This is a genomic window from Burkholderia multivorans ATCC BAA-247, assembly GCF_000959525.1.
Classification (GTDB): Bacteria; Pseudomonadota; Gammaproteobacteria; order Burkholderiales; family Burkholderiaceae; genus Burkholderia; species Burkholderia multivorans.
Genome location: NZ_CP009831.1, coordinates 222,084 through 244,809 on the forward strand (window position 1 = coordinate 222,084; position 22,726 = coordinate 244,809).

At 65.1% G+C, this 22,726-nt stretch carries 19 protein-coding genes and 1 pseudogene; 7 read left to right on the plus strand and 13 right to left on the minus strand.

What is annotated here, in order from left to right:
- Nucleotides 1-7: 7 nt before the first annotated feature.
- The 3 genes from hpnE to NP80_RS03245 all read right to left on the minus strand — a co-directional run bounded on the left by hpnE (nt 8) and on the right by NP80_RS03245 (nt 2,736).
- Nucleotides 8-1,261, minus strand: a complete 1,254-nt coding sequence (gene hpnE / locus NP80_RS03235; protein WP_006404657.1) for a hydroxysqualene dehydroxylase HpnE — start codon at nt 1,259-1,261, stop codon at nt 8-10.
- 4 nt (nt 1,262-1,265) lie between these two features.
- Entirely contained in the window at nt 1,266-2,114 is an 849-nt protein-coding gene (hpnD, locus tag NP80_RS03240) for a presqualene diphosphate synthase HpnD (RefSeq protein ID WP_006404656.1), read from the minus strand.
- A gap of 289 nt (nt 2,115-2,403) precedes the next feature.
- Complete coding sequence (locus NP80_RS03245) at nt 2,404-2,736, minus strand: hypothetical protein (RefSeq protein ID WP_006397539.1); 333 nt, start codon at nt 2,734-2,736, stop codon at nt 2,404-2,406.
- Nucleotides 2,737-2,949: 213 nt separating this feature from the next.
- Between NP80_RS03245 and NP80_RS03250 the strand changes: the two genes are divergently transcribed.
- The gene (locus NP80_RS03250) at nt 2,950-3,834 is read left to right on the plus strand and encodes an alpha/beta fold hydrolase (RefSeq protein WP_006404653.1); all 885 of its coding nucleotides are present in this window, start codon (nt 2,950-2,952) and stop codon (nt 3,832-3,834) included.
- A 29-nt stretch (nt 3,835-3,863) separates the two neighbouring features.
- Here the strand turns inward: NP80_RS03250 and NP80_RS03255 are convergent, their stop codons facing one another.
- From NP80_RS03255 to NP80_RS03265, 3 genes are read right to left on the minus strand one after another with little or no spacing between them, the layout of a single operon-like run.
- Entirely contained in the window at nt 3,864-4,802 is a 939-nt protein-coding gene (locus NP80_RS03255; protein WP_006404652.1) for a GGDEF domain-containing protein, read from the minus strand.
- Entirely contained in the window at nt 4,799-5,425 is a 627-nt protein-coding gene (locus NP80_RS03260; RefSeq protein ID WP_035488064.1) for a chemotaxis protein CheC, read from the minus strand. The genes NP80_RS03255 and NP80_RS03260 overlap by 4 nt, the downstream gene beginning before the upstream one ends.
- The gene (locus NP80_RS03265; RefSeq protein WP_006397543.1) at nt 5,418-5,786 is read right to left on the minus strand and encodes a response regulator; all 369 of its coding nucleotides are present in this window, start codon (nt 5,784-5,786) and stop codon (nt 5,418-5,420) included. The genes NP80_RS03260 and NP80_RS03265 overlap by 8 nt, the downstream gene beginning before the upstream one ends.
- A 468-nt stretch (nt 5,787-6,254) precedes the next feature.
- Here NP80_RS03265 and NP80_RS03270 point away from each other — a divergent pair, with 468 nt between their 5' ends.
- A complete protein-coding gene (locus NP80_RS03270) occupies nt 6,255-8,495 on the plus strand; it encodes a hybrid sensor histidine kinase/response regulator (RefSeq protein ID WP_006411931.1) in 2,241 nt (746 codons plus the stop codon).
- Nucleotides 8,496-8,552: 57 nt separating this feature from the next.
- Here the strand turns inward: NP80_RS03270 and NP80_RS03275 are convergent, their stop codons facing one another.
- The 3 genes and pseudogenes from NP80_RS03275 to arsC all read right to left on the minus strand — a co-directional run bounded on the left by NP80_RS03275 (nt 8,553) and on the right by arsC (nt 10,272).
- A complete protein-coding gene (locus tag NP80_RS03275) occupies nt 8,553-9,104 on the minus strand; it encodes an NADPH-dependent FMN reductase (protein ID WP_006404649.1) in 552 nt (183 codons plus the stop codon).
- A gap of 515 nt (nt 9,105-9,619) precedes the next feature.
- Nucleotides 9,620-9,804: pseudogene (locus NP80_RS31650) on the minus strand (NfeD family protein); the annotation flags it as partial.
- A 111-nt stretch (nt 9,805-9,915) separates the two neighbouring features.
- Nucleotides 9,916-10,272 (minus strand): arsenate reductase (glutaredoxin), encoded by a 357-nt coding sequence (arsC, locus tag NP80_RS03280; protein ID WP_006404647.1) that lies wholly within the window; start codon nt 10,270-10,272, stop codon nt 9,916-9,918.
- 1,222 nt (nt 10,273-11,494) lie between these two features.
- Between arsC and parA the strand changes: the two genes are divergently transcribed.
- Both parA and NP80_RS03290 read left to right on the plus strand, forming a co-directional pair.
- Complete coding sequence (parA, locus tag NP80_RS03285; RefSeq protein ID WP_006397552.1) at nt 11,495-12,157, plus strand: ParA family partition ATPase; 663 nt, start codon at nt 11,495-11,497, stop codon at nt 12,155-12,157.
- Between the two features lie 23 nt (nt 12,158-12,180).
- Complete coding sequence (locus NP80_RS03290) at nt 12,181-13,242, plus strand: ParB/RepB/Spo0J family partition protein (RefSeq protein WP_006411925.1); 1,062 nt, start codon at nt 12,181-12,183, stop codon at nt 13,240-13,242.
- A gap of 78 nt (nt 13,243-13,320) precedes the next feature.
- On the opposite strand, the gene NP80_RS03295 is transcribed toward NP80_RS03290, so the two are convergent.
- The gene (locus tag NP80_RS03295) at nt 13,321-14,685 is read right to left on the minus strand and encodes a replication initiation protein (protein ID WP_006397554.1); all 1,365 of its coding nucleotides are present in this window, start codon (nt 14,683-14,685) and stop codon (nt 13,321-13,323) included.
- 1,822 nt (nt 14,686-16,507) lie between these two features.
- Here NP80_RS03295 and NP80_RS03300 point away from each other — a divergent pair.
- Entirely contained in the window at nt 16,508-17,689 is a 1,182-nt protein-coding gene (locus NP80_RS03300) for a DNA-binding protein (RefSeq protein ID WP_006411916.1), read from the plus strand.
- A gap of 141 nt (nt 17,690-17,830) precedes the next feature.
- Here the strand turns inward: NP80_RS03300 and NP80_RS03305 are convergent, their stop codons facing one another.
- The 3 genes from NP80_RS03305 to NP80_RS03315 all read right to left on the minus strand — a co-directional run bounded on the left by NP80_RS03305 (nt 17,831) and on the right by NP80_RS03315 (nt 20,052).
- On the minus strand, nt 17,831-18,844 hold the full coding sequence (locus NP80_RS03305; RefSeq protein WP_006411920.1) for a tyrosine-type recombinase/integrase: 1,014 nt from the start codon (nt 18,842-18,844) through the stop codon (nt 17,831-17,833).
- 84 nt (nt 18,845-18,928) lie between these two features.
- Complete coding sequence (locus NP80_RS03310; RefSeq protein ID WP_006411918.1) at nt 18,929-19,315, minus strand: DUF2471 family protein; 387 nt, start codon at nt 19,313-19,315, stop codon at nt 18,929-18,931.
- Nucleotides 19,316-19,440: 125 nt separating this feature from the next.
- A complete protein-coding gene (locus NP80_RS03315; protein ID WP_006411926.1) occupies nt 19,441-20,052 on the minus strand; it encodes a helix-turn-helix domain-containing protein in 612 nt (203 codons plus the stop codon).
- 167 nt (nt 20,053-20,219) lie between these two features.
- On the opposite strand from NP80_RS03315, the gene NP80_RS03320 reads away from it, so the two are divergent.
- On the plus strand, nt 20,220-21,419 hold the full coding sequence (locus NP80_RS03320) for a glycine C-acetyltransferase (RefSeq protein ID WP_006411924.1): 1,200 nt from the start codon (nt 20,220-20,222) through the stop codon (nt 21,417-21,419).
- Nucleotides 21,420-21,432: 13 nt separating this feature from the next.
- Entirely contained in the window at nt 21,433-22,461 is a 1,029-nt protein-coding gene (gene tdh, locus NP80_RS03325) for an L-threonine 3-dehydrogenase (RefSeq protein WP_006411929.1), read from the plus strand.
- Nucleotides 22,462-22,726: the final 265 nt, after the last annotated feature.

Below are 22,726 nucleotides of genomic sequence, written 5' to 3' on the forward strand. Positions count from 1 at the left end.
CCCTCTCTTATTGTGTCTGGAGCGCATCCGCGGCCTGCTGGCCGGAACGGATCGCGCCCTCGATCGTGGCGGGCAAGCCGGTGGCAATCCAGTCGCCCGCCAGCACAAGGTTGGTCCAGCGCGTACGCACGGCCGGACGTTTCATTTCCTGCGACGGCACCGCCGCAAATCCCGCGCGCGGCTCGACCACGAGCTGCCACGGCGGGACTGCCGCCGCGTTCGCGCCCGTCACGCGCGCCACGTCTTCCCACAGCCGCCGCGCGAGCGCCTCGCGCGGCAGGTCGAGCCAGCGGCCGGCATCGTGAACCGTCGCCGCGAGCTGACCCTCGCCGGTGCGCACGGCATCGGCGACGCCGTTGATGACGGTCGTGTCAAGCGGCGCGCCGGGCGGCGGCTCGGCCGCGAAATAGGCGGTCGCGACCGCGCCGAACGCGTCGGGCGCGGCCAGATCGGGCACGAGCGGCTGCGCAACGTCCGGCGGCACGGCCAGCACGACCGCGTCGCCCGGCGCGAGATCGATTCGCTGCCCGCCGGCCGCGAGCGCGTCGACCGCGTTGCCGCGCGCGCCGAACTCGAGCGCATCGAGCCGCGAGCGCAGCCGGATCTGCGCGCCACCGTGCTGCAGCATCCGCAGCGCCGGTTCGACGAACGCGCTACCGAGCCCGTGCCGCGCGACGAGCGGCCGGCAGCCGGGGCCGCCGGCCGCGAGCGTCCCGCACAGCGCCGCGCGCGCCAGCTCGGCGGTCGCATGACGCGGCTCGACGTTCAGCACGCGAAGAAAATGCGGCCGCAGCCAGCGCTCCCACAGCACGCCGTCGCAGCGCATCGTCTGCGCGAGCGAGCGGCCGGTGCGCGCGAACGCGAGCGAGGCGAGCGACGCGTAGTCGAGCGGCGTCGTGCCCGGTGCGCGTGCGGTCGCGTCGAACAGCCACGACGGCCAGCGCCGATTCCCGAAGCGCAGCGTCCAGCGCTGCTGCGACGCGAGATCGACGACCGGAAATTCGGACGACGACGGGCCCGTCAGCTGATCGGCCGCGCCGATCGTGCGCAGATAGCGCTGCGTCGCCGCCTGCCCCGCGAACACGCGATGCAGGCCGCTGTCGACCGTCGTACCGAGCGTCGAGTCGAACCACGAGCGGCAACGGCCGCCCGCATGCGCGTGCGCGTCGTGCAGCACGATGCGCCGCCCGCGACGTTGCAGCTCGACGGCGGCCGACAGGCCCGCGAGACCGGCACCGATCACGTGGACGGTTCTGGGCATCGGCTCAGAACAGCGCGTAGCGCGCGGCGATCATCAGCATCCGCGCCTTCGGCTTGCGCAGCGGCGCGCGCGGTGCCGCAAAGCCGCGGGCGACCGCCGCCTCGAGAATGCAGCGATACGCGCCCGACATGATCCGCGGCGCCTTCACCTGCGCGCGTGCGCAAGTGTCCATCACCGCATCGGCCTGCCTGAAATGTTCGAGCGCGCGTTCGACGAGCGTCGCGCACACGCGCGGCAACGCCGGGTCGCGGGCGATCGTGGCCGGATCGGAAATCGCGATCCCTTCGCGCTGCAGCAGTTCGCGCGGCAGATAGCAGCGGTTGATCGCCGCGTCGTCGTCGATGTCGCGCAGGATGTTCGTCAATTGCAGCGCGCGGCCGAGGTGGTGCGACAGCTTGATGCCTTCGGCTTCCGGCATCCCGAAAATTCTCACCGACAGCCGGCCGGCCGCGCTCGCCACGCGGTCGCAATAGAGGTCGAGCGTCGGCTCGTCGGGCGCGCAGATATCCTCGGCGGCGTCCATCGCCATCCCGTCGATCATCGCGTGGAAGTCGTCGCGCTGCAGATTGAATGCGCGGATTTCGCGTTCGAGCGCGACCAGGTGGCGCGGCGGATGGCCGGCGAAGCACGCGTCGATGTCGGCGCGCCAGCGTTCGAGGCCCGCGGCGCGCTCGGCGCGCGGCAGGTCGCTGTCGGCGATATCGTCCACCGCGCGGCAAAACGCGTAGACCTGGAACATCGCGTCGCGCTGCACGGCCGGCAGGATGCGCATCGCGAGGTAGAAAGAACTGCCCGATGTGACGGCAGCGGCGTCGGTTTCTTGTTCGTCCACGACGAGATTGGAAACGGCCAAGACGAGCTCCACGGAGACACCCGCGCGGGGCGATTGAAGAAGCGATGCCCGGCTGGGATGGTCAGGCGGCAAATGCGTGCGAGATAGTCGAACGATCGACGCAGACAGGCACAAATTACCGGCCGGTTGCCGGAATTGGGCGAAAGTATAGCAATCTTTGAAGATCGATGGCGGGCGGTTGCTGCCGCGCGCGCCAGCCGGAAAGCCGCGCCGCAGCGGGAGCGGCCGGCAAGGCCGGCGCCGCGGGGCGCCGGCATGCGGCCCGGCGAATCGCGCGGCGGCCGCCGCGTCAGCCGTAGACGATGTCGCGCTGCAGATCGAGCGCGATCAGCCCCATTTCGCGCGTCAGCTGCAGCATCGCACGGCGCTCCAGGCGCGACCCCATGAAGCTCGTCACGCGGCCGTCCGGTTCGGCCGTGAACTGGAACACCGCGCCGCCGGTGCCGAACCACGCGCCCGGCACGTCGGGCGATTCCGCCCAGTCGATTTCCTCGAACACGCGCGCGATGCCGGCGCGCACCGCGTCGCTCGCGCCGATCGGCGGCGCGACGTCGCCGAGGTCGTCGAGCGAGTAGGGGCCGGGCTTGTCCGGTTTCCGGTAGAAGAGATAGTCGACGTTCATCGGTGAAGCAGCGGAAGACGGCGGGAAAGCGTCAAACTAACGCGCTTTTCCGCAAATTTGAATCAGACTCGCACGAAATTGTGGCCTCGGCGAGACATTCGGGGCAGCATCGTCGTCGCGCAGGCGACTGCCGGCGCGCGCAGTGCGGCGGCCCGCTTGCGGCACGCCGCGTTCGTCTAAGATGACGCTTTGTCCTGATAAAAACGCAGATCCATGGAGACGAACGTGACCGCCCCCTCGCAGTCCGATCACCCGGTTTTCGTGCTCGTGCACGGCGCATGGCATGGCGCGTGGTGCTTCGCGCACGTCGCCGCCGCGCTGGCCGCGCGCGGCCATCTATCGATCGCGCGCGATCTGCCCGCGCACGGCCTCCACGCGCGCTTTCCCGCGTCGTATCACGTGCGCCCGCTCGACAAGGACGCGTTCGGCGCCGAGCCGTCGCCGGTCGCGAACACGACGCTCGACGATTACGCGACGCAGGTGATGCAGGCGGTCGACGACGCATACGCGCTCGGCCGCGGCAAGGTGATCCTGGTCGGCCACAGCATGGGCGGCCTCGCGATCACCGCAGCTGCCGAACGCGCGCCGGACAAGATCGCGAAGCTCGTCTATCTGGCCGCCTTCATGCCGGCCGCGGGCGTACCGGGCCTCGACTACGTGCGCGCACCGGAGAACCGCGGGGAATTGCTCGGCCCGCTGATGCTCGCGAGCCCGCGCGTTGCCGGCGCGTTGCGGATCGACCCGCGCAGCGGCGACGCCGACTATCGCGCGGCGACGCGCCGCGCGCTTTGCGACGACGTCCCGCAGGCCGATTTCGACGCGGTGGCGAACCTGATGAGCTGCGACGTGCCGGCCGCGCCGTTCGCGACGGCGATCCCGACGACGGCCGCGCGATGGGGCGCGATCGAGCGCCACTACATCAAGTGCCTGCAGGATCGCGTACTGCTGCCGGCGCTGCAGCAGCGCTTCGTCGACGAAGCCGATGCGTTCGCGCCCGGCAATCCGACGCACGTGCATCAGCTCGACAGCAGCCATTCGCCGTTCATGTCGCAGCCGGCCGTGCTCGCCGGCGTGCTGGCCGACATCGCGAAGCACTGACGGACCGACCGACTGATCGACCGCGCCGCCTACGCGTAGCCGACCGAGCGGTCGCGGCCGAGCCGTTTCGCGCGATAGAGCGCGGCGTCCGCGTCGTTGACGAGCGCGTCGCATGCGGGCTGTCCGAGTTTCGCGCACGCGGCGCCGACGCTCGCCGTCACCGCGACGCTGACGCCTTCTGCGTCCACCGTCGTGCGGCCGATCGCGTCGCGCACCTTGTCCGCGACCTGCAGCGCTTCGTCGAGATTCGTGCAGGGCAGCAGCAGCGCGAATTCCTCGCCGCCGAAGCGGCCGAACGTATCCTGCGCGCGCACGATCGCCGCGACGCGGCGCGCGGTCTCGCGCAGCACCGCATCGCCGACCGCATGGCCGAAGCGGTCGTTGATCGCCTTGAAGTGATCGAGATCGAACAGCAGCATCGACAGATCGCCGCCGTAGCGCTGCCAGCGCGCGAACTCTTCGCCGAGCCGCGTCTCGAAGTAGCGCCGGTTCGCGATGCCGGTGAGGCCGTCGCGGTTCGCATGCTCGCGCAGCTTCGCGACCGCCTCTTCGCGCTCGCGCTGCATCACGCTGACGTGCGTGACATCCGAGATCGTCACGCACACCGCTTCGACGTCGCGGCCGCGCGTGAGCGGCATGAACGTGCAGTCCTGCTGCATGTAGTCGACGCCGCCCGTGATCGGCCGATCGTGCTCGAAACGAAACAGATAGGGCCGCTGCTCCCACGAGCTGAACGCGAAGCTGCCGAGCTGGAACACGCTGTCGAGCTTGCGCGTGAGCCACGCGCGCGGCAGGTCGGGGAAGCAGTCGAAGAGGTTGCGGCCGATCACGTCGGCGGCCGGCACGCCGCTGTGGTCCTGCATGAAGCGATTCCACATCAGCACGGTCATCCGGCGATCGAGCACGAACAGCCCGAAGCCGACGCGCTCGATCACGAGATCGCTGAGCGACGCGCGTTCGGTCGTCATAGCGCGGACAGCAACGCGTCGAGCGCGTCGCCCATCAGCCGGATCGAGTCTTCGGCCATCAGCATCACGAAATGTGCGCGAAACGCGTGATCCTCGAGACCGAAATTCACTTCGAGCAGCAGCGCGACGCTCCATGCGAGCACGGTCGGCTGGAAGACGTCCTCGAACGACACGTTGGTGCCGAGCAGGCCCGGCGGAAAGAACACCGGCTTGCGGCCGAGCTCGTCGAGAATCGACGCGACGCATGCGCCCATCAGCGCGTTCGCGACGTCGAACACGAGTTCGTCCTGCGTCGCCATCCCGCCGTGCGTGCCGCCGCCGAAGGTGCGCTCGACGAGCGACATCAGCCGCCCGACGCCCGCGCTGCGGCAGAGCACGATCGCCTCGCCCTTGATGTCGGACCGGAAACCCTGGCGCACGGCGGTCACGTTGTCGTCGATCCCCGTCATCTCGCGCAGCGCGCGTCCCGCCTCGGCCGCATGGACGACGCGCACGCGCGGCACCGACAGTTCGATGAAGCGGCCCAGCAGCACCGCGAGCCGTGCCGCGGCGCGGCCCATCGCGAGATTGGCGATCTCCTGCAACGCGTCGCGTTGCTCCGCCGTGAACACCGAGTCAGGCATACAACCCATACTCCTTGAGAATGGGCAGCAATGCCTCCGACGTCACGGGTTTGGCGACGAACGCGATCGCGCCGAGCTCGCGGACGCGCGCTTGCGCCTGCGGCTGGATGTCAGCGGATACCACGATCACGAACGTGTTCATATCCTCGTGGCGCAGTGTTTCGAGCACCTGATAGCCGTTCATGTCGGGCATCGTCAGGTCCAGAAACATCACGGAAGCTTTGCCGTCACGATAGAGCGCCAAGGCCTCTCGACCATTCGCTGCATACGCGACATCGACGTCCCAGTCTCCCGGCAAGGCTTTCGCCAACAGTTTGCGCGCAAGCAGCGAATCGTCGGCAATCACAATCGGCAAGGACATGGCAGTGAAGCGAAATACGGAATGGTCTCTCTCGCGTTAACGACTTTCCGGAGCGCTTCTTGAGCGCTGGACGTCGCGTACGCGGCAGCCGCCGGTGCGGCACGCAGGCAGCGCCGCGCATGAGCGCGACGCGCCGCGCGGCGGATACCGGCGGGCGCATATCTATCTGTCATAGGGAAAGCAACGCGCGATTCTCGGAGTAAACCGAAAGCACCGCAACTCGCCATTTTTACTGCTTCGAACAGAATCGATTCAGCCGTCGCCTATTCCGAAAACACTCGCGACCATTTTTGACACGAAGACGCAAAATTTTTCTTTGTGTACGTTTGCGCTTCCGGATTCGTCGCGTTTTCAATCTGACGATTTGCTTCGCGCGATATGCTTGCCGCCGCGGCTGTCGCCTTGCGCACGGATCGCCGACGCAACTCGTTTATGATGGCAGGCACCTCTGCAAGACCCTCCTACCGAATGACGTCCGACCGGCCCGCCGAATCCCGTACTCCCGTCACCGCTCCCGCCGACGACTGGCAGGACGACGGCAACTACGCATCCGGTGCGCCCGAACACGACTTCGCGGTCCGCCGCATCACGTTGATCGTGCTGCTCGTCGCGGCGATCGTGCTGCCGTGCATCTATGTGGTCGTGATGGCTTACAACGACCTGAAGGCACGCGAGGCGGCCGCCAGCGACGTGACCATGCGCACCGTGCGCGTCGCCGAGGAACATGCGCTGAAGGTCTTCGACCTGACGGAAACGCTCGACGCGCGGATCGTCGATCTCGTGCAGGACATGAAGGACGCGACCGTGCGCAACGAGGAGGCCGACATCCATGACGCGCTCAATACGATCGCCGGCGGCTATCCGCAGGTCGCGGCCGTGTCGATCTTCGGCGCAAGCGGGATGCTGCTCGCGAACTCGCTTTATTACCCCGCGCCGTACGCGTCGATCGAGAACCGCGAAGACTTCATCGGCATCCGCGACGGCCGCGTGATCGAGCACATCTCGAAGCTGATGCTGGGGCCGCTGAAGCTGGAGAACATTCCGGTATTCAACACCGGCATCGCGCGGCGCAACAGCGACGGATCGTTCGCGGGGATGGTGTCGATCGCGCTGAAGTCGTCCTATTTCAACGCGTTCTACCGCGATTTGCTCGGCGGCGCGAAAACGCCGATGACGATGGCGCTCGCGCGCTCCGACGGCGCGGTGCTCGCGTCGTATCCGCAGTTGCCGTCGGCGACGCACACCGATCGCGAGGCGACGTTCGGCAACCCGCACAACGATCCGCGCGCGGGCGTCGTGCGCGTGCATCACGGCGGCAGCGGCAGCGAGATCGTCGCGTACCGGCAGGTCGGCAGCTATCCCGTCTATGTGATTTGCACGTATCGGGCGTCCGCGATCTGGCGCGAATGGTACGAGCATCTGAGCGTGCTGTTCCTGTCGATGTTCGCGCCGTCGATCGCGCTGTGGTGCGTGATCTGGCTGTCGCTGAAGCGGCTCAAGGCCGAGGAGCGCGCGTGGGAACGCTGGCAGGCGGAGGCGTCGATGCGGCGCTCGATCGAATCGGCGTACCGGCAGTCGCGCAAGATGCAGGCGCTCGGCAACCTCGTCGGCAGCGTCGCGCACGACTTCAACAACCTGCTGATGATCATCTCGAGCAACGTGCAGATCATGCGGCGGCGCAACGCCGAGCATCTCGACAAGGAGCTCGGCGCGATCGAACGCGCGCTGAAGAACGGCCAGTCGCTGACGCGCCAGCTGCTCGGCGTCGCGCGCAAGCAGCCGCCGCACAGCGAGACGATCGACGTCGGGCAATGGCTCGGCTCGTGCCGCGAACTGCTGAAGACGTCGCTCGGCTCGAAATCGTCGCTCATCGTCGCGATCGATCCGGGCGTGTGGCCGATTCGTGTCGACGTCGCGGAGCTCGAGCTCGCAGTCATCAATCTCGCGGTGAATGCACGCGATGCCATGCCGACCGGCGGCCGCTTCACGGTCGGCGCGCGCAACGTGACGCTGCGCCGCGAGGACGGCTTCCCGCTGACCGGCGATTTCGCGCAGCTGTCGTTCGACGATACGGGCTCGGGCATGGCGCCCGACGTGCTGTCGCGCGCGTTCGAGCCGCTGTTCACGACGAAGGCGCACGGGATGGGCACGGGCCTCGGGCTGCCGCAGGTATTCGCGTTCTGCGAGCGCTCGGGCGGGCTCGCGACGATCGACAGCGCGGTCGGTGCCGGCACGTCGGTGCGGCTCTATTTGCCGCGCGCACGGGCCGAGGACATCACGACGCGGCCGCCGGCCGCCGCGCACGTCGCGCCGCACACCGGGCTGCACGTGCTGCTCGTCGAAGACAACAGCGAAGTCGCGGCCGGCACGGAAGCATTGCTGTCGCTGCTTGGCCACCGCGTGACCTATGTGGCGACCGGCGACGACGCGCTGCGCCTGATCGAAAGCGCCACCGACGACAACGCGTTCGACCTCGTGATCTCGGACATTCACATGCCGGGCCGCCTCAACGGCATCGATCTCGCCGAGGCGATCGACAAGCGGCCGGAGAAACTGCCGGTGATCCTCGTCACCGGCTATGCGGAGGAGCTCGACCGCACGCGCAGCGTCAACGTACGCGTGCTGTCGAAGCCGTTCGACATCGCGCTGCTCGACGCGATCCTGATCGAGATCCGCGACGGGCGCGACGAGCAGCACCCACGCCCGTGACGACGGCCGGCGCCTGACGGCAGCGGCCGGGCGCGCCGCGCGGCGATCAGACGGACTTCACTTCTTCAGCAGGCGGACCCAGTCCGCGTAGCGGTCGACGAAGCCCTGCAGAAACTTGCGCGTGTCCTCGTTGACGATCTTGCCTTCGTCGTCGATGCGCGTCGGATCGTGCTTGATAAACATCTCGGGCTGCCCGAGCAGCTTCACGTCGAGATACGAGAGCACGTTGCGCAGATGCTGCTGCGCCAGCGCGGTGCCGGTCGCGCCCGGCGACGTGCCGAGCACGGCGCCCGGCTTGCCGGCCCACGAATTCGAACCCCACGGGCGCGAGCCCCAGTCGAGCGCGTTTTTCAGCACGCCGGGAATCGAGCGGTTGTATTCGGGCGTGACGATCAACAGCGCATCGGCGGCTTCGATCGACTGCTTGAACCGCTTCGCGACCTCTGGAAAATCCGCGTCGTAATCCTGGCTGTACAGCGGCAGTTCGCCGATCTCGACGAATTCGAACGACAGGTCCGACGGGGCGAGCGAGATCACGGCATGCGCGAGCGCGCGGTTCCACGAACCGCGACGCAGACTGCCGACGACGACCGCAACACGATAGGCCATGGTGTTCTCCTTCCGGTAAGTGAGGAATCGAATCAATTGATTCCGGGCAGGCGGCAAAGGTCTGTTTATAGGCAGGCCAGCCCGCGAGCCGCCCGGCCGGGCCATCCGGCCGACTTTCCACAAGGTTTTCCACAGAAATTGTGGATAACTCTGGGTGGAGCGTTGGGCGAATGGCGGCTCGGTGCGTCGCGGGAAGCTGTGTGCGACGCAAGGCTTGGGGAAGCATAGCGCAGCGCGGGGGTTCGGGGCGGGAAAGCGAGACGGGGTGGGACGGGACGGTGCTGGGGTGCTGGGGTGCTGGGGTGCTGGCGCTGGTGCTGTGCCGGCGGTCGGACGCCGCAGAGCGTCGGACGAGAGACGTGGAAATCGCTGCGCCCCGCAAGTCGTCGGCCGGGGCGCGGTGACGGGTGCGGGCTTGGCGTCAGACGCGACGCCCGCTTGGCTCTGTGATGCTCGCCGCGAAGGCGCCGCACCCGTTCACGAACGGCGCTCGCCGCTTCGCGTTTTCCTCGTGGCACTTTTTCGCTCGCACCGATATCGAGGTTGACGTCGGGATTCGTCGACGTATCGCGCTTGTGCTTCAGCCCGAGCGCCGGGCACCCGAGCGACGCAGCGCGATCGCGGCGGCCGCGCCGATCTGCACGTGCGGCGGGAAGCGTGCGAGCCGCAGCAGTCCGCCGCCGGCGACAGAGCCGAGCGCACCGGGTCGTTATCGTGGACCGGCACGGCGTTCCTGCGCTGTGCCGCTGCCTGCGATTCTGGTGAAGGCAAACCGGCGCCGGCCAAAAAAGAAAAATAAATCGACGAAGAATTATTCGAAAAGCGCGCGCACGGCTTCCGGCGGACGGCCGATGGCGGCCTTGCCGCGGTAGACGACGATCGGACGCTGCAGCAGGATCGGATGCGCCGCAATGGCCGCATACGCTTCCGCGTCGGTCAGTTCGGCGCGGCCGAGATCCATTGTCTTGTACGGCTCCTCACCGTCGCGAAGCATGTCGCGCACCGGGCGGCCAAGTTGACGATGCAGCATCTCCAGTTCCTCAACCGTCGGCGGCGTCTTCAGATACTCGACGACGTTCACCGGCGCACCGGTCGTGTTCAACGTCTCGATCAACGCGAGCGTCTCGCGGGACTTCGAGCATCGGGGGTTGTGATAGATCGTGATCATCGTTTCAGCGTGGATGGTGGAGGCCAGTATTGTAGCGAGTCCGACGGTACGGGTTTTGATGGCAGAGGAAAGGGGCGATGTGGCGATGTTCGCTTTTGATGCGCGGCGGACCCGAAGCAGGGAGCGGCCAGTGGTGAAATCGGGAGGGCTTTATGCGCATAAAGGCATCGCAGAAAGATGAGAGCGCGGTGGACCGCCGTGCAGACGCGGCCGGCCTTGGGCAGATCCGTGGACTCATCCTTCACATAGCGGCTCGCCGGATTTATGCGCATATAAGCCACCGCAGGACCGAGGCGAAGGCAACTGGATGAGCCCACGCTCAAGACTTCGGAGGCACGCATCGTTTGAATAGCAGGGCAGGGACTTTATGCGCATAAAGAGCCCGCCGATGAGAGCGCGGTCACAACAACGGTCCCCGCCAGATCGACACTGGGTACCACGCGTTTCCACTGCGTACAGATTCGCGACAGTCGCAACCGGGACCGGCCGGCCGGCGGCGCAGTAGCTCTATCCGCCGGCAGACGATGCAACGGCCCGGCCCGCATTGGCTCCAGGAGCGACTCCGTCATCAATCGATGGCCTTTCCCTGGGGCATCCCGTCGACTTTATGCGCACAAACCGCCTCACGCCGACATGTCGACGGCTGCCCTGTAATGCTCCGGCCGCCGGGGCGAAGCAATCAGGACGGGGAACATGCGAGCGCGCGCAAAGCAACGGCCGCCCGCCTACAAGCGCAGGGACTTACCGACGCAGCGACCTACCGGAGCAGCGACCTACCGGAGCAGCGACCTACCGGAGCAGCGACCTACCGGAGCAGTGACCTACCGGAGCAGTGACCTACCAGAGCGCTGACCTACCAGAGCAGTCGCTTAGCAACACCGCGGCCTGCCGATGCAGTGCCCTACCATCGCGAGTCTGAGCAGCCGAGCTCACCGGTTTATGCGCACAAAGTCCGGCCCAGTTCGCTCAAGGAGCCTCTGATATGCAAGATCGAACCCTGCGCAACTGCGCTTGCATGCCTATCACTTGAGCCACGTGATCGACGCTCGAGCGACGCGCGTGAGCGACCTCGATCAGGCCATGCGGCTATCACGCTCGGCCGCAGCCTTTATGCGCATAAATCGCTTGTCCGAATGGCCAACGCGTCGTGCTTCGGCGACAAGTTCATTGAAATATAAATATCGTCCTGTAGAATTCCAACGATCAAAAACAGGAGTGAAAATTGGCCGCAGAAATCATTGCAGTCACTCAACAAAAAGGCGGTGTCGGCAAAAGCACGATCGCCATGCATCTCGGTGCCGCATTCCATGAAAAGGGAAAACGCGTCCTCGTCATCGATGCAGACGGCCAAAACACACTGGTTCATTGGTCCAGCGCATCGGGCGACGGCGACAACGGCATTCCTTTCCCCGTCGTCAATCTCGCGGAAGCGGGCGGCCAGATCCACCGCGAGATCAAGAAGTTCATCAACGACTACGACATCATCGTCGTCGACTGTCCGCCGTCGATCACCGAGAAGGTGTCCGGTGTCGTCCTGCTGGCGGCATCGATTGCCGTGATTCCGACGTCGTCGTCGCCGGCCGATTACTGGTCGAGCGTCGGCCTCGTGAAGCTGATCCAGCAGGCGCAGGTGATGAACGAAGACCTGCGTGCGGTATTCCTGCTGAACAAGACCGAGGAAAAGCGAATGCTGACGCGCGAACTGAAGCGCGCGCTCGAAGAACTCGGCTTCCCGCTGTTGAAGACGCAAATCCCGACCCGCGAAGCGTACAAGCAGGCCATGGCGCTCGGCCAGACCGTCCTGCAGATGAACGATCGCGGCGCCAAGCTCGCGGCCGCGGAAATTCGCGCATGTGCCGACGAAATCGTCGCGATGCTGCCCTGACTTTATGCGCATAAAGGAGTCGCATGAAACCCTCCCAGTTTGCAAAAGGATTCCAGGCGCGCCCGGATATCACGACGAGCGAGAAGCGCACGGCACTTGACCGGCTGAACGCGATCGACGGCATCGTCAAGTCCGACGCCCCCGCGCCGGCAACCGCGAAGTCGGCGAAGAAAGACAGCGCCGCGCCGCATGTGCCGGACCTCGCGATCGATCTGTCGACCGACGAATCGCCGCAGTATCGTGCGTGGCGTCTCGAGAACCGCTACGCGCCCGGCCAGGTGATCGAACTGCCGCTGAAGGCGATCAAGCATAGCCCGTTCAATCCTCGCCATTTCTATCTGAAGTCGTCGATTGCCGAGCTCGCGGTGAACCTCGCGAAGCAAGGGCAACAGCAGGCGATCCACGTGATTCCGGACTACGACAACCCGGGCACGTACTTCGTGAGCGACGGCGGCCGACGCGTGCGCGCGCTGAAGGAAGCGAACAAGGACTCGGTGAAGGCGATCGTGATCGACGTCCCGATCGGCATTCAGAGCTACAAGCTCGGCTACGATCTCAACGTTCAACGCGATTCGCAAACGGTCTTCGACAATGCAGTCGTGTGGCGTCGCTTCCTCGACGACAAGCACTTCCAGAGTCAGAAGGAGCTCGCCGAGCACCTCGGTCTCGACGAATCGACGGTCGCCGTTGCACTGTCGATCGGCAAGCTGCCGGAAGCAGTGATGCAGGAGATGGTTGCGCGGCCCGATCGCTTCGGTTCGAACATGGCATATCAGGTCGGCCGCTATCACGCTGCGCGCGGCACGGAAGCGACGCTGCGGCTGATCAACAAGATCGTGTCGGACGATCTCAGCACGCGTCAGGTATCGGACATCGTGAAGGGCCGCGTCGCGGCGCAGGACGCGCCGAAGCCGGCGAGCCGCCAGCGCTACGCTCAGCGGCTGGAAATCAAGCTCGGCGGGAAGTCGGTCGGCGATTTGAAGTCGTACGGCGACGATCGCATCGAACTGCGTCTGCGCGGCCTGCCGAAGGACAAGCGCGATGCGATCCTCGAGCAACTCGAGCGCATGCTGTTGGCGGACTGATCGAGAAAAACAGACGGCCCGGCGATGAAGCCGGGCCGCTTGCCCTTTCACGCAGCGCGCTCACGCGCTGCAAACGCATTACGCAGCCCTGGACTGGTTCAGCGTAAATGCGAGCAGATCGCCGTCGGTCGGCTCGCCCCAGGTCTTCTGGGCCAGCCAGTCGAAGAAGGCCGTCTCGGCCAGCTTGGATTCGAGCCCGCGCTTGCGCCAGTCGTCCCGCAGATGCGTGCCCAGCGTCGGCAGCGCTTCGGCCTCGAACGACTCGCGCGCCACTTCGCGTTCCAGCTCGCCCTGTTCCTCGTACAGCACCTTCGCTTCCTTCCGGCGGAACGCCGCGAATTCGCTGAGCAGTCGCGCCTTCAGATCGTCCGGCTGAGCCGCAGCACCCTTCGCCGACGGCGCCGCGGCCGGCAGTGCGTCGACCGCATCGACCGGCGGCGCATAGCCTTTCTTCAACGCATCCTTGAACAACGCGGCGGCGCTGCGCACCGGCGGCAGCGTCGTGCTGCGCATGCGCTGCTCGGTCATCTGCAACGCTGCGCGGATACGATTCTCTTCGCTGTCCGCATAGAGCGTCTGCGCCTCCTTCAGCGGGATGCCGAGCTTCACCATCCGGTCCACCAGCGTGCTGTCGAAGACGTTCGGATGCTCGTCGAGCGCCAGCATCGGTTGCTTGCGCTCGGTCACGCGGAACTGGATCTCGGCCACTCGCCGCCCTTCGCGATGCTCGATCAGCTCGACGAAGATATTGGTAACCGCGTTGACCTCCGCGATCGCCGGGCGCAGATAGTCGCGCTTGAAGTACTTGTACTCGCGCTTCGCTTCGTCGCCGGCTTCGGTGTCGGGCGTGCCCGACAGAATCGGCCGCCACCATTCCCACGGCTCGCGCATCGTCAGGTGGCTCGGGTTCGTCAGATAGCGCACGCAGATCTCGTAGAGCGCGAGGCCGGCGCTGCTGCGCAGCTGGCTCTGGAACTGCAGGCTCAGGCGCGCATACTGCACCGGATCGAGCAGTTTCTTCTTGATCTTCGGCGCGAACGAAAATTCGACCCACACGCGCCGTGTAGCCGGATCTTCGAGAATTTCGGCGTCGGCGATCAGCGTGGAGATCCCCCATTTGCGGCCGGGCTTCTGGCTCGACGTGCCCGTGCTCCATTCCACCTGCACCGACACCATCCGGCGCAGATGCTCCTTCACCAGCGCGGTGTCGTTCGAATCGAATGCGGAGTTGGCGACGATGTCCGACAACAGCGCGCGATACGTATCGCCCGAGTCGTCGGCCTGCTGCGCGACGGCGAGCAGGACATTGAACAGCTTGCGAGTCAGGAGCGTGATCTTGCCGCTCTTCGGCTGAATTGCGATTGCCTCGACGGCCTTCCGCAATTCGGCTGAACTGGCACTCACCACATCCACATCGGTTTTCTTGGCGCGCTTCGTGGCCATGCGTCGGGTCGGAGGAGAAGTTTCCCGGAAGGATAGCGCCTGTGGTGATGTGCGTCCAGAACGACATGCTCACCATAGCCGGTGAAGCACGCAGATGAAACGGCACTCACCCCAATCGCTCCCGTAAACCCTCACCGGTCCGCGGCAACTGCGTTTCAGCCGATTCCAGACATGTCGCGGGATGCACGGATTCACAGAATTTTGCCTGTGCAGAATACGTGCGCAATCGGCTCCCGTATCAGCTCACCTTTCGAATTGTCGTAATTTTGCGACTGTTCGACGGGGTGACCGCGGCGTCTTATCCGCGGTGCTCGCACTGCAGGTGCCAAGCCGCCAATACAAGGCTGTATGTCCATACAGCAGCGGTCCAACAGCGTGATTGCGCGAGTGCGCGACGTCGACGAACGGCCGTGCACGCCGCATCCCGGTGCCCAACCCGGCAGCGTTTCGACGGGCGGACGCGCATTGTACAGCGCTCACTGCGGCACGGGTCCCGAAAACGCTCACCTTAGCGACGCCGGATCACAGCGATCGAAGTCGGGTCGACGCCCGACATATGGGCGCTCGACTGTATGCCGTTCCCGAAAAGCCTCACCTTTGCGTCCGAAAGCGATGTCGCGCAGGCCATCCACACAGCTCCCGAAAAACCTCACCGTAACCTCGGCGGTTTCAAAAATCCCAATGGCGTCCAATACTTATGCGCTGCAGCGAATTCCACTGTGTCGCACGGTCGCTCCCCGAAAAACCTCACCTTTTCACGCGAACACAGAGCCGTCAAAGTCGAAATTCACTCCCGAAAAGGCTCACCTATGCGGGAAAAGGTCACAGTAAAACGGAGATTTTTCCCGCGCCAGGCGGGCTTTCCGGCGATATCGACCGGCCATCGCTCCCGAAAAGCCTCACCTGTGCGCAATATGTGTGCAGATTCTGCTCCCGAAAAAGCTCACCTCTAGCGCGCTTGCCCCACTGTGAAACCTATCCCGAAGACGCTCACCTTATGCCGATCGAGGTAGACAACCCGCCGCTTCGCTCCCGAAAACCCTCACCTTTGCGGCGCCACAGGCATCGAATAGCGCTTTTGGTCGACAAAACCGCCTTCGTTTCCCGGAAATCCTCACATCAAAACGCCGCGAAGTCCCGTGAAACCTCACCTTTCGGGAAAATTGCCTAAAAGTTGGGCAAAAACGGGGCGCAAAGGATCTCCTGCAAATTCTCACCTATGTCTGCACAGGCAGAAAACTGTGCACGCTGCTGCTGTGCGGGTCGCGCGGCTGTGCGCCCCCGAAAAGCCTCACCTTTGCGTATTTCCGGTTTTCACTGTGATCCCGAATCCGCTCACGACCTTTCCTGCAACGGCTCACGCTGCTCCCCGAACCCCATCACGTCGGCTCCCGCAGAAGGTCACCTTGTCTCCCGTAAAACTTCACCTTGCCGGCCGGAGAGCCTTGCTACGTAAGGCTGTGCCGTGGCGTTAACGTTTTTAACTAAGGGTTCAAGGGTGTTTACTTCTAATACTCTCAACACCCCTGCCTGCGGAGTTTTCCACAGAGACGTCGATCCCTGAACACCGCCCGTCCGGACATTCACGCGATGTGAAACAATGGCACTTTTTCCGTGTGAGGGGAAAAACCTTTTTACAACAAACCCTTACCGCACTTTCTTCGCTTTGTTTCACGAAATCGGAGGCCGGGCTTACGCAGCAAGCGCCACTGAAGGCACTTCGGGCACGAACGACGCGAATTCGCAACGCATCGCGAAAATTGGTATCAGGAGATACGTATTTCGTTATGATCGCAACATCTCAACGTCTGTGAGCTGATTCATGACCGTCGACGAAATGCGTCAGAGCATTCGGGAAGAACTGGAATCGATGCGCGCGGCAGGCGCGCGTCGCCAGGAATTGTCGCTGCACGCCTGCAAGCGGTTGTTTTTCGATCTCGGGATCCGGCCCTCGGCGGCCAATGTGCGGGACCTTACGCAAACCGGCAGCGCCAGCGATATTCCGAAAGACATCGACCATTTCTGGGAGCGTATCCGCTCCGCGTCGAAAGTGCGGCTCGAGGGGGCCGCGATTCCCAAAAGCGTCGAGGAAAAGGCCGGCGCGCTGATCGGCGCGCTCTATGAAGAAGCGCTGAAAGCCGCGCGCGACGGTCTCGACGTCGATCGGCAACAGGTGCGCGCCGAGATGGCCGCGGCCGAACAGCGGTTGCGCGATGCGACCGTTCGTCAGGAAACGCTCGAAGCCGCGCTCGCGCGTAGCGAAGCCCGCAATGAACAGTTGCAGGCGCGCGTGACCGAGCTCGAAGTTCAGCTCGCATCGCAAACGACGCACGGTTCGGCGAACGAGGCCACGTTGCGCGCGACGGTCGCGCGGCTGGAAACGGAACTGGCCGCCGCCCACGGCCGCGTCGATACCGAGCAGACGCTGAACGCGACGCTGCGCGATCGGATCGACGAACTGCAGGCCGAACTTCAGCATCGCACCGAACACTACGCGCAGCAGATCAAGGATGCGGTGGCCGAGGCCGAACGGCGCGTGAAGCCGATGCTCGTCGAACTGGACTCGTTGCGCAGCATGGCGTCGACCTACCAGAGCGGTTTGCGCGACGTGCAGCGCAAGGAATTCGATTTCCTTCAGCAGCTCAGTGCAGCAAAGGCGCGCGCCGACCGGCTCGAAGAGCAGTTGCGCACGCAGAGCGACGAACTCGAACGCGCGACGCGCGACGTGAACGCACTGCGCGCGAATCGCACGATGAGCCCCGAGATTGCGACGCTGATTCGACGGCTTGCGGATGCGGGACACCTGGACGCCGATGCGTTCGCCGCGATCGGCACGGCGCTCGATCACGATGTGCCGGTGCCGAGCCAGTGTCCGCACTGCGACGGCGAACCCGAGCTGTCGCACACCGACGACGGTTTCGAAGTGTCATGCCCGGAATGCGAGCACGCGTCGGGATCCTGGCCGTCGCGCCTCGAGGCCGTCACGCGTTTTGCGCGTCGGTAACGTCGGCTGCGGCGCGACTGCGCCGCACAGGTGAGAATTTTCGGGAAGCGTGAGGTGAGGATTTTCGGGACCCAAAAACAGGTGAGGCCGCGCCAGGCAACGCGCTCACGGTTCGCTTCCCCGTGAGCGGCCACCTGCGAATCAGTGAGTTTCGCCGCTGTCGACAGCGTCACCTTCGACCAACTCCGCTCGCCAGGTTTTCCACGCGCGGTGCAGACGGTTCGCCGAAATCGGCTGCACGAACCCCAGCCACTTGCCGACCCGCTCCGGCGGCACGTCATGCTCGAACAGCTCGGCAGCATAGGTGTTGCGCAAGGTCTGCGGGCTTGTGCGCGCCGTGCGCGACGACGTCAGCCCGGCCGATTCGACGATCGCATCGATCGCGCGCAGCATCGTCGCCTTGTGCATGGGTCGCCCGGTGTGCGACGCCGGGAACACGAGATCGCCCGGAATCTGCTGCCGGCTGCGCTCCGCGAGCCAGGCATCGAATAACGCGATCGCGAACGAGGCGAGATGCGCGTCGCGTGCGAAGTCCGGATGCGTGGATGGAATCCGCAGCGACGTGCCGCTCGTATCGACGCAACTAATCGTGAGCACGCGTGCTTCGCCCGTCTTGATGCCGGCGCCGAGAAAGGCGGCGACTAGCGCACGGTCGCGGCGCTCTTTCCAATAGGCTGCACCCGACACACCGATCGGCGAAAACAGATAGGCGAGCAGCGCCGCGCGCTCGGCCGGCGTCAGAAAGCTGGTCGGCTCGTTGTCGCGTGCCTTGCGCCAGTCCGCTTCGCCATCCTGAGCGATGAAGCGCGCCGGATTCGTCGACGCGAATTCGGTGCGGCGAATATGGTCGAGTACACGCTCGATGAGCCGCAGATAACGCAGCCGCTGCGTTTTGCGAATCGGCAGGTCGCCGACGAACTCGGCGATCGACGCGGTATCGACGGTCGCGAGATTTTTCTGACGTGCGCGCAGCCACGCGAGAAATGCGCCCCATTGCGCGCGATAGACGTCGGCCGACGAGCGGCGGTAGTCCTGCATTGCCAGCCATGCGTCGAACGCGGCTTCGGGCGAAACGATCCAGTCGGATGCGCCGCGGTCGAACAGATCCTTTTCTTCTGCGCGCGCCGGTGGCGCGGCCGGGGTGGGAAGGGACATATGATTTATTCCGTTAGTTGCGTATATGGTAGGGCGTTCGCAACATTTCGGGTAGCGGCGCGTCAGAGCGCGTCGCGCGCGCCGTCAATCGCCCCATGCCTGCTGACGCGCGCTCGGGGTGCGTTCGTGCCGCGTGCCGGCCTCCGACTCGGCGCGCGCGGCGGCCTCGTAGGCGAGCACCGCGAACGAGAAGACGGCGGGCAGCGCGTTCGACCGACCGAAATCGATCGGATCGTCGGTTTGGGGAAACGTCATGTCGGCCGGCCGTTCGAACAGCTGCCGCATGCCGGCGTCGTGGCGGCTCGCAAAGCCGAGATCGGCGAGCGCTTCGGCTTCGATGGCGTGCAGCAGGCGCCACGTGAGCGGCACGCGCTGGCGGATATAGCGCGCCGCGATATGGCGGACGATGTGCTCGAGATCGTGCGCGGCAGCCTTGAAGCTGAGCGCGGCCAGGTCTTGTTCTTCTGTCATCGCAGGCTCCTGTCGGGCCGGCGCGGCGTGCGGCGCCGCTCGGCCAGTGCATGGCGGAATGTCCGTATACTGTACAAATATACAGTTATTTCCGCAACTGGCCGCTCGGCCGACTATCGGCGCCGTCAGCGATGGATCACGATCAGCAGTGCGCGGGCTTCGGCCTTGCCCGGATTGCGAATCGCGTGGGGCGTGTCGGCGGCATAGCGGCCGGTGTCGCCGGCCTTCAGGCGCCGGCTCGCGGCGCCGGCCTCGATCTCCATCGTCCCTTGCAGCACGGTGAGGTGTTCGCGCGTGCCGGGTTCGTGCGCATTCGACACGAGCGCGCCGCCGCCCGGCAGCGTGAGTTCGTACCACTCGAATTTGCCGGCAAGATCGATCGGCCCCCACACGCGCAGCTGGTATTGACCGTCATGGCCGGCGAGCGTCGGGATGTCGTGCGGTCCGTCCACGCGAATCGTTTCGGGCACTTTCGGCTGCGAGAACAGCTCGTCGAGCGTGATGCCGAGCGCGTTCGTCAGCCGCCATGCGACCGCAATCGTCGGGTTCGCCTTGTCGCGCTCGATCTCGGAGAGCATCGATTTCGAGACACCGGCCGCCCGGGACAGATCGTCGAGCGTGAGCTTGCGTTCGTTGCGCAGCCGCTGGATCTGTTCGCCGACGCGCGGCGGCGTCGCGGCCGGCGGCTGCGGGGCGGCGCCGGCAGCCGTGCGCCGCGATCCGGATGAACTTGCCATTTGGATTCCGTTCGCTTAGAGTTGTTCGGTATTTCGAATTCGAGTTCGAAATATCGGATAAATGCGGTCAACCGAACGACCGACTATAACAGTAGCAGGCTGTTGCGCGGCGGCCACGAGCCGTTTCGCGCGCGCTGCATGCTGCGAACCCTGTCAGGAGCTTTGTGATGCGTGATGCCTTTCTCGCCCAGGTGCGCGGGACACTCGACCAGATCCGCGCGGACGGCTTTTACAAGACCGAGCGCGAGATCGCGAGTCCTCAAGCCGCTGCCGTGCGGCTCGCCGGCGGCGCCGGCGTGCTGAATTTCTGCGCCAACAACTATCTCGGTCTCGCGAACGATCCGCGGCTGATCGCGGCGGCGAAGGCGGGGCTCGACCAGGACGGGTTCGGCATGGCGTCGGTGCGCTTCATCTGCGGTACGCAAACCGTGCACAAGCAGCTCGAAAGTGCGCTCGCCGCGTTTCTCGGCACCGAGGACAGCATTCTCTATTCGAGCTGCTTCGACGCGAACGGCGGGCTGTTCGAGACGCTGCTCGACGAGAACGACGCGGTGATCAGCGACGAGCTCAACCACGCGAGCATCATCGACGGCATCCGTTTGTGCAAGGCGAAGCGCTACCGCTACCGGAACAACGATCTGGCCGATCTCGAGGCGAAGCTGAAGGAAGCCGATGCGGCCGGCGCGCGCCACAAGCTGATCGCGACCGACGGCGTATTCTCGATGGACGGCATCATCGCCGATCTGAAAGGCATCTGCGATCTCGCCGATCGCTACGGCGCACTCGTGATGGTCGACGATTCGCATGCGGTCGGCTTCATCGGCGCGCACGGCCGCGGCACGCCCGAGCATTGCGGCGTCGAAGGGCGCGTCGACATCATCACCGGTACGCTCGGCAAGGCGCTCGGCGGTGCATCGGGCGGCTACGTCGCGGCACGCCGCGAGATCGTCGATCTGCTGCGCCAGCGCTCGCGTCCGTACTTGTTCTCGAATACGCTGACGCCGAGCATTGCCGCTGCATCGCTGAAAGTGCTCGAACTGCTCGGCAGCGACGAAGGCGCGCAACTGCGCGAACGCGTCCGCGAGAACGGTGTGCGCTTCCGCGAGCAAATGACCGAGGCCGGCTTCACGCTCGTGCCGGGTGCGCATCCGATCATCCCGGTCATGCTCGGCGATGCGCAGCTTGCGTCGAACATGGCCGACAAGCTGCTCGGCGAAGGCGTCTACGTGATCGGCTTTTCGTTCCCCGTGGTGCCGCGCGGCCGCGCGCGCATCCGCACGCAGATGAGCGCCGCACACACGCCGGACCAGATCGACCAGGCCGTCGCCGCGTTCGTGCGCGTCGGCAAGTCGCTCGGCATCGTCTGACGGAGGCGCGGCGATGAAAGCACTGGCAAAGCTCGAACGTGCGCCCGGCCTCACGCTTACGCGCGTGAAGCGCCCGGAAGTCGGTCACAACGACGTGCTGATCAGGATCCGGCGCACCGCGATCTGCGGCACCGATATCCATATCTGGAAGTGGGACGACTGGGCGCAGAAGACGATTCCGGTGCCGATGCATGTCGGCCACGAATATGTCGGCGAGATCGTCGAAATGGGTCAGGAGGTGCGCGGCTTCGCGATCGGCGATCGCGTGTCCGGCGAAGGCCACATCACCTGCGGTTTCTGTCGCAACTGCCGCGCCGGGCGCCGTCACCTGTGCCGCAATACGGTCGGCGTCGGCGTGAACCGTGAAGGCGCGTTCGCCGAGTATCTGGCGATTCCGGCGTTCAATGCGTTCAAGATTCCGCCCGAGATCTCCGACGATCTCGCATCGATCTTCGATCCGTTCGGCAACGCGACGCATACCGCGCTGTCGTTCAATCTCGTCGGCGAGGATGTGCTGATTACCGGGGCGGGGCCGATCGGAATCATGGCCGTCGCGATCGCCAAGCATGTGGGCGCGCGCAACGTCGTGATCACCGATATCAACGACTATCGCCTCGAACTCGCGCGCAAGATGGGCGCGACGCGCGCCGTCAACGTCGCACGCGAGTCGCTGCGCGACGTGATGGCCGATCTGCGGATGACCGAAGGCTTCGACGTCGGCCTCGAGATGTCGGGCGTGCCGAGTGCCTTCACGAGTCTGCTCGAGGCGATGAACCACGGCGGGAAGGTCGCGCTGCTCGGCATTCCGCCCGCGCAGACGGCGATCGACTGGAACCAGGTGATCTTCAAGGGGCTCGAGATCAAGGGCATCTATGGCCGCGAGATGTTCGAGACCTGGTACAAGATGGTCGCAATGCTGCAAAGCGGCCTCGATTTGTCGCCGATCATCACGCATCGCTTCGCCGCCGACGATTACGAGAAAGGCTTCGCCGCGATGCTGTCCGGTGAAAGCGGCAAGGTGATTCTGGACTGGACCGCGTGATCGTCCGACGACACGGAGCGATATGCGCATCGCTCCGTGTCGCTCGCATCCATCGCCGTTCGGATAGGTGGGCCCGCGCTCGATTTCGCGCTTAAGGTGAGAAGATTCGGGAGTCCGGTGTGCGCGTTGGATCTTCGGCCGGTTGGTAGCTTCGACACGTTGAAGCCGCTACCTCGCGCCGTAGATTGCGGGCATCGACGTACTGTCACTCGCCGTCGTATTCGCCACGGAGAAACGCCGAAGCTCGCGATTCCGATCGTGCGAC

Excerpts from the sequence above, each read along its gene's own strand:
- hpnE (WP_006404657.1), bottom strand. The coding sequence starts at position 1,261 with ATGCCCAGAACCGTCCACGTGATCGGTGCCGGTCTCGCGGGCCTGTCG.
- NP80_RS03245 (WP_006397539.1), bottom strand. The coding sequence starts at position 2,736 with ATGAACGTCGACTATCTCTTCTACCGGAAACCGGACAAGCCCGGCCCC.
- NP80_RS03250 (WP_006404653.1), top strand. The coding sequence starts at position 2,950 with ATGGAGACGAACGTGACCGCCCCCTCGCAGTCCGATCACCCGGTTTTC.
- NP80_RS03255 (WP_006404652.1), bottom strand. The coding sequence starts at position 4,802 with ATGACGACCGAACGCGCGTCGCTCAGCGATCTCGTGATCGAGCGCGTC.
- NP80_RS03260 (WP_035488064.1), bottom strand. The coding sequence starts at position 5,425 with ATGCCTGACTCGGTGTTCACGGCGGAGCAACGCGACGCGTTGCAGGAG.
- NP80_RS03265 (WP_006397543.1), bottom strand. The coding sequence starts at position 5,786 with ATGTCCTTGCCGATTGTGATTGCCGACGATTCGCTGCTTGCGCGCAAA.
- NP80_RS03270 (WP_006411931.1), top strand. The coding sequence starts at position 6,255 with ATGACGTCCGACCGGCCCGCCGAATCCCGTACTCCCGTCACCGCTCCC.
- NP80_RS03275 (WP_006404649.1), bottom strand. The coding sequence starts at position 9,104 with ATGGCCTATCGTGTTGCGGTCGTCGTCGGCAGTCTGCGTCGCGGTTCG.
- arsC (WP_006404647.1), bottom strand. The coding sequence starts at position 10,272 with ATGATCACGATCTATCACAACCCCCGATGCTCGAAGTCCCGCGAGACG.
- NP80_RS03290 (WP_006411925.1), top strand. The coding sequence starts at position 12,181 with ATGAAACCCTCCCAGTTTGCAAAAGGATTCCAGGCGCGCCCGGATATC.
- NP80_RS03295 (WP_006397554.1), bottom strand. The coding sequence starts at position 14,685 with ATGGCCACGAAGCGCGCCAAGAAAACCGATGTGGATGTGGTGAGTGCC.
- NP80_RS03300 (WP_006411916.1), top strand. The coding sequence starts at position 16,508 with ATGACCGTCGACGAAATGCGTCAGAGCATTCGGGAAGAACTGGAATCG.
- NP80_RS03305 (WP_006411920.1), bottom strand. The coding sequence starts at position 18,844 with ATGTCCCTTCCCACCCCGGCCGCGCCACCGGCGCGCGCAGAAGAAAAG.
- NP80_RS03310 (WP_006411918.1), bottom strand. The coding sequence starts at position 19,315 with ATGACAGAAGAACAAGACCTGGCCGCGCTCAGCTTCAAGGCTGCCGCG.
- NP80_RS03315 (WP_006411926.1), bottom strand. The coding sequence starts at position 20,052 with ATGGCAAGTTCATCCGGATCGCGGCGCACGGCTGCCGGCGCCGCCCCG.
- NP80_RS03320 (WP_006411924.1), top strand. The coding sequence starts at position 20,220 with ATGCGTGATGCCTTTCTCGCCCAGGTGCGCGGGACACTCGACCAGATC.
- tdh (WP_006411929.1), top strand. The coding sequence starts at position 21,433 with ATGAAAGCACTGGCAAAGCTCGAACGTGCGCCCGGCCTCACGCTTACG.